At 70.8% G+C, this 5,995-nt stretch carries 5 protein-coding genes and 1 pseudogene; 2 read left to right on the top strand and 4 right to left on the bottom strand.

The features are described from left to right. From ICN82_RS10565 to dgcN, 3 genes are all read right to left on the bottom strand, one after another. The coding region (locus tag ICN82_RS10565) for a D-amino-acid transaminase (protein ID WP_193182476.1) at window positions 1–849 on the bottom strand (849 nt) is incomplete at its 3' end. Window positions 850–865: 16 nt separating this feature from the next. Beyond that, entirely contained in the window at window positions 866–1,837 is a 972-nt protein-coding gene (dgcA, locus tag ICN82_RS10560) for an N-acetyl-D-Glu racemase DgcA (RefSeq protein ID WP_193182474.1), read from the bottom strand. Between the two features lie 92 nt (window positions 1,838–1,929). Then, window positions 1,930–2,931 (bottom strand): N-acetyltransferase DgcN, encoded by a 1,002-nt coding sequence (gene dgcN / locus ICN82_RS10555; protein WP_193182472.1) that lies wholly within the window; start codon window positions 2,929–2,931, stop codon window positions 1,930–1,932. Between the two features lie 265 nt (window positions 2,932–3,196). Between dgcN and ICN82_RS10550 the strand changes: the two genes are divergently transcribed. Together ICN82_RS10550 and ICN82_RS10545 are read left to right on the top strand one after the other, a co-directional pair. Beyond that, window positions 3,197–4,156, top strand: coding sequence for an L-malyl-CoA/beta-methylmalyl-CoA lyase (locus ICN82_RS10550; protein ID WP_193182470.1), 960 nt, complete (start codon window positions 3,197–3,199; stop codon window positions 4,154–4,156). Window positions 4,157–4,337: 181 nt separating this feature from the next. Further along, a complete protein-coding gene (locus ICN82_RS10545; RefSeq protein WP_193182468.1) occupies window positions 4,338–5,348 on the top strand; it encodes an acetyl-CoA carboxylase carboxyltransferase subunit alpha in 1,011 nt (336 codons plus the stop codon). A 21-nt stretch (window positions 5,349–5,369) separates the two neighbouring features. Here ICN82_RS10545 and ICN82_RS10540 read toward each other — a convergent pair. Then, window positions 5,370–5,995: pseudogene (locus ICN82_RS10540) on the bottom strand (hypothetical protein); the annotation flags it as partial.

Below are 5,995 nucleotides of genomic sequence, written 5' to 3'. Positions count from 1 at the left end.
GGCCAGGGCGCCGCTTTCCTCGATATAGATCTCGCGCAGGCGCTTCGCGACCGGGCCGGGTTTGCCGTCGCCCAGATCGGTGCCGTCGATGCTGACCACCGGCATGACGAAGGTGGTGGCGGAGGTGATGAAGGCCTCGGCGGCCTCCTTGGCCTCCTCGACGGTGAAGGGGCGTTCCTCCACCTGCATCTGGGCTTCACCCGCCAGCCGCAGCACCGCCGCGCGGGTGATGCCGTGCAGGATGTCGTTTGACAGCTGGCGGGTGACGATGCGCCCGTCCTTCGTGACGATATAGGCGTTGTTGGACGTCCCCTCGGTCACCACCCCGTCCTCGACCAGCCAGGCATCGTCGAACCCGGCCTTCTTCGCCGCGGTCTTGGCCATCGACGGATACAGGAGCTGCACCGTCTTGATGTCGCGCCGCCCCCAGCGCTGATCCTCGGCCAGCCCGACCGACATGCCGGTCGCCGCCTTCGGCGAGTCGACCAGGGTCATGTGCATGCCGAAGAGCACCACGGTGGGCGTCAGCCCCTCGGGCATCAGGAAGTCGCGATCGGCGACGCCGCGGGTGATCTGCAGATAGACCCCGCCTTCCACGATGGCGTTCTGCGCGACGATCTCGCGATGAACGGCCTCCAGTTCCGCCGCGGGCATGGGCATCTCCATGCCCAGCTCCGCCAGCGACCGTTCCAGCCGCCGCACATGGCCCGCGAAATCGATCAGGCGGCCGCCGAGCACCGAGGTGACCTCGTAGACGCCGTCGCCCATCAGGAAGGCGCGGTCGAAGATCGACACCTTCGCCTCTTCCGCGGGCAGGTAGTCTCCGTTGAGATAGACGATGCGGGTCATGGATGGGTCCTTTCGGTCAGCCCCAGAGCGCGGGCTCGGGCGGATGGATGCCGGCCTCGTCATAGACGATCGGCGTGTCGCGGTCTTCGGCCAGCAGCAGCGGCGCGTCAAGATCGGTGACGCGCGCGCCCTGGGCCAGCATCACGCCGGGCGCCATGGCCAGCGAGGAGCCCACCATGCAGCCGACCATGATGCCGTAGCCTTCCGCCATCGCCGCCGCTTTCAGCGCCAGCGCCTCGGTCAGCCCGCCGGTCTTGTCGAGCTTGATGTTGATGACGTCGTACTTGCCCTTCAGATGGCGGAGCGAGGCGCGGTCATGGGCGCTCTCGTCGGCGCAGACCGGCACCGGGCGGTCGAGCCCGATCAGCGCCTCGTCCGCGCCCGCGGGCAGCGGCTGTTCGACCAGCGTGACGCCGAGCCGGGCCAGATGCGGGGCGAGATCGGCATAGACTTCGGCCGACCAGCCCTCATTGGCATCGACGATGATCTCGGAGGCGGGCGCGCCGGCGCGCACGGCCTCCAGCCGGGGCATGTCGTCGGGCGTGCCGAGCTTGATCTTCAGGAGCGGCCGGAAGGCGTTCTTCGCCGCATTGGCCTGCATCGCCTCCGGCGTGTCGAGCCCCAGCGTGTAGGCGGTGATCACCGGCCCCGGCACGGGCAGCCCGGCCAGGTCCCAGGCCCGGCGCCCGGCGCGCTTCGCCTCCAGGTCCCAGAAGGCGCAATCGACGGCATTGCGCGCCGCGCCCGCGGGCAGCAGATCCTGCAGGCTCTCGCGGGTGACATCGGCAGGCAGGCCGCGGATCAGCGCGGCGACGCTCTCCTGGGTCTCGCCATAGCGGGGATAGGGCACGCATTCGCCGCGGCCCGCATGGGTGCCGTCGGACAGGGTGACGGCGATCACCTGCGCCTCGGTCTTCGCCCCCCGCGAGATGCGGAAGGCCTGGGCCAGGCGGAAGCTCTCGGCCGCCACCTCTATCTTGAGCGTCATCGCTTGTCCTTTCGTGCTGTCCTGCGCCGGGCCTGACCCGGCGCCTCCCGGGAGCCGGGTGGCCCCGGGTCAGGCCCGGGGCGGGACGGTGCCTAGATCCCGTCGAGCGCGTCGACCAGCCGGGCGGCGCCCTGGCGGAACGGATCGACCGCGGGCAGGCCCATGCGCGCCTCCAGCTCCGCCAGATAGGCATCGCCCTCCTCCGCGGTCATGCCGGAGGTGTTGACCGAGATGCCCACCACCTTGCAGGCCGGGTTCGCCACCTGCGCCAGCTGCAGCGCCGTATCGCGCAGCGCCTCGAGCGACGGCAGCTGATAGCCCGGCAGCCCGCGCATATGCGCCCGCGTCGGTTCGTGGCACAGCACCAGCGCATCGGGCTGCCCGCCATGGACCAGCGCCAGCGTCACCCCCGAATAGGAGACGTGGAACAGGCTGCCCTGCCCCTCGATCAGGTCCCAGTGATCGGCATCGTTGTCGGGCGTCAGCGCCTCGATCGAGCCGGCCATGAAATCCGCCACGACCGCATCCAGCGGCACGCCGCCGCCGGTGATCAGGATCCCGGTCTGGCCGGTGGCGCGGAAGCTGGCCTTCATCCCGCGCGCCGCCATCTCCTTCTCCATGGCCAGCGCGGTGTACATCTTGCCGACCGAACAGTCGGTGCCCACCGCCAGGCAGCGCTTGCCGCTCCGCTTCTCGCCATTGGCGATCGGATAGGGCCTGTCGGGCAGGCGCACGTCGAACAGGCTGCGCCCGGTGCGCGCCGCCGCCTCCACCAGCGCGGGCTGGTCGCGCAGCAGCGTGTGCAGCCCCGAGGCGATGTCGAAGCCCGTCTCCAGCGCCTCCACCAGCACCGACATCCAGCTTTCGGAGATCACCCCGCCGCGATTGGCGACGCCGATCACCAGCGTGCGCGCCCCGGCGGCATGGGCCTCGGCCAGGGTCATGTCGGGGATCCGCATGTCGGCCTTGCAGCCCGGCAGCCGCAGCTGGCCGAGCGCGAAATCCGGCCGCCAGTCGCGGATCCCCTGGGCCACCTTCGCGGCCAGCGGGTCGGGGGCATCGCCGAGGAACAGCAGATAGGGATGCGGGATCATCATTCACTCCGTCAATCGCAGTCACGGCGATCATGCGCCGCGAGGGCCAAGTTTCAATAGATAGCCTGCACCTAGCCCGCTCTGGCCCGATGAAACCGCCCAAGTGGACGTATTTTTGGCCTGCGCCGCCAGTCCGCCCCCGGTCCGCCTCCTTTCCGCCGCCGGGCCGGGCGCCCACGGGGCTCGGGAATTCCGCTTGCAAGCCTACGGGCAATGAAATAACCAATCAGCATCGATATCTGCAAGATTATGACCAGAGGCGTGAATGAGCTTCCGCATCCAGCCCGCGGCCCCGGCCCGTCCCAACCGCTGCCAGCTTTTCGGCCCCGGTTCGCGCCCGGCGATCTTCGCGAAGATGGCCGCATCGGCAGCGGATGTCATCAACCTGGATCTCGAGGATTCCGTCGCCCCCGGGGACAAGGAAACGGCGCGGCAGGCCGTGATCGAGGCGATCGGCGCCGTCGACTGGGGGCGCAAGACGCTGTCGGTGCGCATCAACGGACTGGACACGCCCTGGTGGCACCGCGACGTGATCGCCCTGGCGGAAGAGGCATCCGGCCGGCTGGACCAGATCATGATCCCGAAGGTGGGCTGTGCCGCGGATGTCTATGCGGTGGACGCGCTGGTCACCGCGGCCGAGCGCGCCGCCGGGCGCGACAGGCCGCTGCGTTTCGAGGTCATCATCGAATCCGCCGCCGGGATCAGCCATGTGGAGGAGATCGCCGCCGCCTCGCCCCGGCTGGAGGCGATGTCGCTGGGGGCCGCCGATTTCGCCGCCTCGATGGGAATGCAGACCACCGGCATCGGCGGCACGCAGGAAAGCTACTACATGCTCCGCGACGGCGCGAAATACTGGTCGGATCCCTGGCACTGGGCGCAGGCCGCCATCGTCGCCGCCTGCCGGACCCACGGGCTGCTGCCGATCGACGGTCCGTTCGGCGATTTCTCCGATGACGAGGGCTACCGCGCGCAGGCGCGCCGCGCGGCGACGCTGGGCATGGTCGGCAAATGGGCGATCCACCCCAAGCAGATCGCCCTCGCCAACGAGGTCTTCACCCCCTCCGCGGAGGCCGTGGCCGAAGCGCGCGAGATCCTCGCCGCCATGGAAAAGGCCAGGGCCGAGGGCCTCGGCGCAACCGTCTACAAGGGCCGCCTGGTCGATATCGCGTCGATCAAGCAGGCCGAAGTCATCGTGGCGCAGTCCGAGCTGATCGCAAGCAGCTGAGACCGGCGCCCGGGCCGCGCGGCGTTGGGAGGCAACGCGCGGCCCCCTTTTTCCGCCCCGTCCCTTGCGGCCGCGTTCCCCGCCCGCCAGCGCCCCCCGGACAAGCCGCCCCTGCCGCCCTGCCGAGTTGCGTTTCCCGCGTGGCGCCTCCATATAGCCCCCGGAACAGACGGAGCGACGGATGCACAGCTATCTCGATTTCGAAAAACCCCTGGCCGAGATCGAAGGCAAGGCGGAGGAACTGCGCGCGCTGGCCCGCGGCGAGGACGGGATCGAGGTGGAGCGCGAGGCGGAGGCCCTGGACCAGAAGGCCCGCGCGCTGCTGGCCTCGCTTTACAAGGACCTCTCGCCCTGGCGCAAATGCCAGGTCGCCCGCCATCCCGCCCGGCCGCATTGCAAGGACTACATCTCGGCGCTTTTCACCGAGTTCACCCCGCTGGCAGGCGACCGGGGATTTTCCGACGATGCCGCGGTGATGGGCGGGCTGGCGCGGTTCAACGACCGCCCCGTGGTCGTTCTGGGCCATGAGAAGGGCCATGACACGGCCAGCCGCCTGGACCGCAATTTCGGCATGGCCCGCCCCGAGGGCTATCGCAAGGCCGTGCGCCTGATGGACATGGCCGACCGGTTCGGCCTGCCGGTCGTGACGCTGGTGGACACGCCCGGCGCCTATCCCGGCAAGGGCGCCGAGGAACGCGGCCAGTCCGAGGCGATCGCCCGGGCGACGGAGAAATGCCTGTCGATCGGCGTGCCGCTTGTCTCGGTCGTGATCGGCGAAGGCGGATCGGGCGGGGCCGTGGGCATCGCCGCGGGCAACCGCGTGGCGATGCTGGAACATTCGGTCTATTCGGTGATCTCGCCGGAAGGCTGCGCCTCGATCCTGTGGAAGGATGCCGGCAAGATGCGCGAGGCGGCCGAGGCGCTGCGCCTGACCGCGCAGGACCTGCTGACGCTCGGCGTGGTCGACCGGGTGATCCCCGAACCGATGGGCGGCGCGCAGCGCGACCCGGCCGCGGCCATGGCCAATGTCGGCACCGCGATCCAGGCGATGCTGGACGAGCTGTCGGGACAGGACCGCAAGGCCCTGGTCGCCGGGCGGCGCAAGAAATTCCTGGAGATGGGCCGCAATGCCCTGCCGGAGCCCAGCTCCTTCATCCCCGCCCATTTCACCCAGGGGCGCGACCGGGGCTGAGCCCCGGCCGGATCCGGGGGATCACGACCCGGCGGCGGGTTCCTGCCCGAACAGCGCGAGGATCCCGCCTGCCAGACGCGACTGGATGGCGTCGCCCGCCCGGGTGACATGCTCCAGCACCGGCGCGGCCGCCGGAAGATGGCGCGCCATCACCGGCGCCCCAAGATAAACTCCCAGCAACAGCAGTGCCGCCGCCACGGGCAGCAGGAAGCCGATGCGGAAGCCGCGGCGCATCTGCGCCGCCTCGACGGGGCTCAGCGCCTGCGATCCGGTCGCGACCGGAAGCCCGCCGCGGGGCTGGCGCAGCACCGGCAGATGCGCCCCCGGCGCGCCGCCCGCCGCCGGGCCGGACGCGGAAGACGGGAAAGGCGCGGGCCGCCGGGCGGCGGGGGCCGGGTCGGCGCGGTCATGCAGCAGGCTGCCGAGATCGGGCACCTCATCGGGATCCGCCGCATGATCCGACAGCGGCGGCATCGGCCGGAACCCGCGCTGGGGCGGCAGAAGCGGCGCCTCGCTCTCGGGATCGCCCGCCTGCCCCGGCAATTCGCCATCCATGCGCCAGCGCGCCTCCGCCGCCGCGCCGCGCTCGGCCTGCTGCAACCGCGCCAGCCGGTCGCGCACCTCGCCTGGGCTGCGCCGCGCGCGCG

The sequence above is a fragment of the Mangrovicoccus algicola genome (genome assembly GCF_014903745.1).
GTDB lineage: Bacteria > Pseudomonadota > Alphaproteobacteria > Rhodobacterales > Rhodobacteraceae > Mangrovicoccus > Mangrovicoccus algicola.
The sequence above is the reverse complement of the archived record's forward strand: the minus strand, read 5'-3'. Positions and strand labels throughout refer to the sequence as shown.

Excerpts from the sequence above, each read along its gene's own strand:
- dgcA (WP_193182474.1), bottom strand. The coding sequence starts at position 1,837 with ATGACGCTCAAGATAGAGGTGGCGGCCGAGAGCTTCCGCCTGGCCCAG.
- dgcN (WP_193182472.1), bottom strand. The coding sequence starts at position 2,931 with ATGATCCCGCATCCCTATCTGCTGTTCCTCGGCGATGCCCCCGACCCG.
- ICN82_RS10545 (WP_193182468.1), top strand. The coding sequence starts at position 4,338 with ATGCACAGCTATCTCGATTTCGAAAAACCCCTGGCCGAGATCGAAGGC.
- ICN82_RS10550 (WP_193182470.1), top strand. The coding sequence starts at position 3,197 with ATGAGCTTCCGCATCCAGCCCGCGGCCCCGGCCCGTCCCAACCGCTGC.